This is a genomic window from Streptomyces milbemycinicus (assembly GCF_002154605.1).
Lineage (GTDB): Bacteria > Actinomycetota > Actinomycetes > Streptomycetales > Streptomycetaceae > Streptomyces > Streptomyces milbemycinicus.
Genome location: NZ_MUNE01000236.1, coordinates 1 through 1,704, shown reverse-complemented (window position 1 = coordinate 1,704; position 1,704 = coordinate 1). Strand labels below are relative to the sequence as shown.

3 protein-coding genes are annotated in these 1,704 nt (G+C 67.4%); 1 reads left to right on the top strand and 2 read right to left on the bottom strand.

The genetic code is table 11. The features are described 5' to 3' along the window. Nucleotides 1-369: 369 nt before the first annotated feature. Complete coding sequence (locus tag CCN51_RS19950; protein ID WP_014177042.1) at nucleotides 370-1,008, bottom strand: hypothetical protein; 639 nt, start codon at nucleotides 1,006-1,008, stop codon at nucleotides 370-372. Nucleotides 1,009-1,019: 11 nt separating this feature from the next. Here CCN51_RS19950 and CCN51_RS59255 point away from each other — a divergent pair, with 11 nt between their 5' ends. Then, complete coding sequence (locus CCN51_RS59255; RefSeq protein WP_264349476.1) at nucleotides 1,020-1,142, top strand: hypothetical protein; 123 nt, start codon at nucleotides 1,020-1,022, stop codon at nucleotides 1,140-1,142. Here CCN51_RS59255 and CCN51_RS19945 read toward each other — a convergent pair. Beyond that, a partial coding sequence (locus CCN51_RS19945; protein ID WP_143675851.1) for an adenosylhomocysteinase occupies nucleotides 1,143-1,704 on the bottom strand: 562 nt, incomplete at its 5' end. It lies immediately after the preceding gene.

Below are 1,704 nucleotides of genomic sequence, written 5' to 3'. Positions count from 1 at the left end.
TGGCCTTTGCCTTTCGGCTGTTTCGACTTTAGCAGACCCGCATCGGCCGACCTAATCGGCTTCGCGATTCCCACAGGATCGAAGTGCCTCGCTCGAATCGGAATTCAGAGCCCAGGCGATGTTGGTGCTAACGGTTGCCCACGAGCGCTCAAACCCTGCTCGCCGCAACCGTTAAATCCTACCTCCCCCGACAGCCCCCGTCAAAGGGCCTGGGTGAGATGAGCACAGTAGCAGGTCAGAGGGGGTCGATGCACAGTGCGCCACGCGTGGGGGCGGTGTGTCGACCCGGGGGCTCGACGTCTGAGCGACGTCTCGACCGTCCATGTGAAGCAATTACGACTGTCTTTGTAACTCCGCAGGACCCGGAGGTCAAGCATCCGGATCAGGGAGGGGGGCGGAGAAGGAGGACGGTGGGCTCTCAAGGTCTTCGAGCTCGATGCCTGGTGCCGCCAGCACCACGTCACCCGCGATATGGACCGGGTGTTGCTCCCCCGTATCGAGGGCGGTGACCTGGTATTCGTCGACGGTCAGTGGGCCGGTGTCGGTCGGATGTGCCGACCTGTCCAGCAGGGCCCAGGACTGGTCGAGGGTGCGAGGCGCGAGGACGGGGGCGGTGAAGGTGACGAGGCGGACGCGGGTGGCGGGGGCGCCCGGGGTGAGGCGTAGCAGGCGGGCCGTGGCGATCAGGAAGGCCGGCGAGGTGCCGGTGAAGGCATGGGCGGCGACATTGCCCTCGGTCGCGTGTTCTCCGGACGGGTCGGTACGGACCCAGGTGACGCCGTCCAGCGCCGCGCCGCGGACGCGCCAGCTCGCAGCGTTCAGTTCCAGGCGGAGGGGGCGGCCGAGTTCGTCGAGGGTGAGGTCCACGGAGCCGCTGTGATCGCCGGAGGGGGAAGTGAGCTGGGCGACATAGCGCCAGCCGGTGGGGCCGGGCGCGCAGTGGAAGTGTTCCTCGCCGAGCGGGGTGTGATCGTGCGGGTCGTGGAGGGAGTAGCGGCCGCGGGGCATGGGCTTGGTCCTTGACGTGCGAAGGCCCGCCCGGCCTGACCGGCCTGGGCGGGCCCTGGGCCCCCGCCGAGGCGGGGGCCGGCTACCGGCTGCTGGTGCGATCAGTGGCTGATCGGCAGGCGATCAGCAGGTGATCAGTAGCGGTAGTGGTCGGGCTTGTACGGGCCCTCGACCGGGACGCCGATGTAGGCGGCCTGCTCCGGGCGGAGCGTGGTCAGCTTGACGCCGAGGGCGTCGAGGTGGAGCCGGGCGACCTTCTCGTCCAGGTGCTTGGGCAGCACATAGACGTCGGTCGGGTAGGACTCCGGCTTGGTGAAGAGCTCGATCTGGGCGATGGTCTGGTTCGCGAAGGAGTTGGACATCACGAACGACGGGTGACCAGTCGCGTTGCCCAGGTTCAGCAGGCGGCCCTCGGACAGCACGATGATCGCCTTGCCGTCGGCGAACGTCCAGGTGTGGACCTGCGGCTTGACCTCGTCCTTGACGATGCCGGGGATCGCGGCGAGACCGGCCATGTCGATCTCGTTGTCGAAGTGGCCGATGTTCCCGACGATCGCCTGGTGCTTCATCTTGGCCATGTCGGAGGCCATGATGATGTCCTTGTTGCCGGTTGTGGTGATGAAGATGTCCGCGGTCTCCACCACGTCGTCCAGGGTGGCGACCTGGTAGCCGTCCATCGCCGCCTGCAGCGCGCAG

What these genes read in the sequence shown, in the direction of transcription:
- CCN51_RS19950 (WP_014177042.1), bottom strand. Translation starts at nt 1,008, where the DNA reads ATGCCCCGCGGCCGCTACTCCCTCCACGACCCGCACGATCACACCCCG.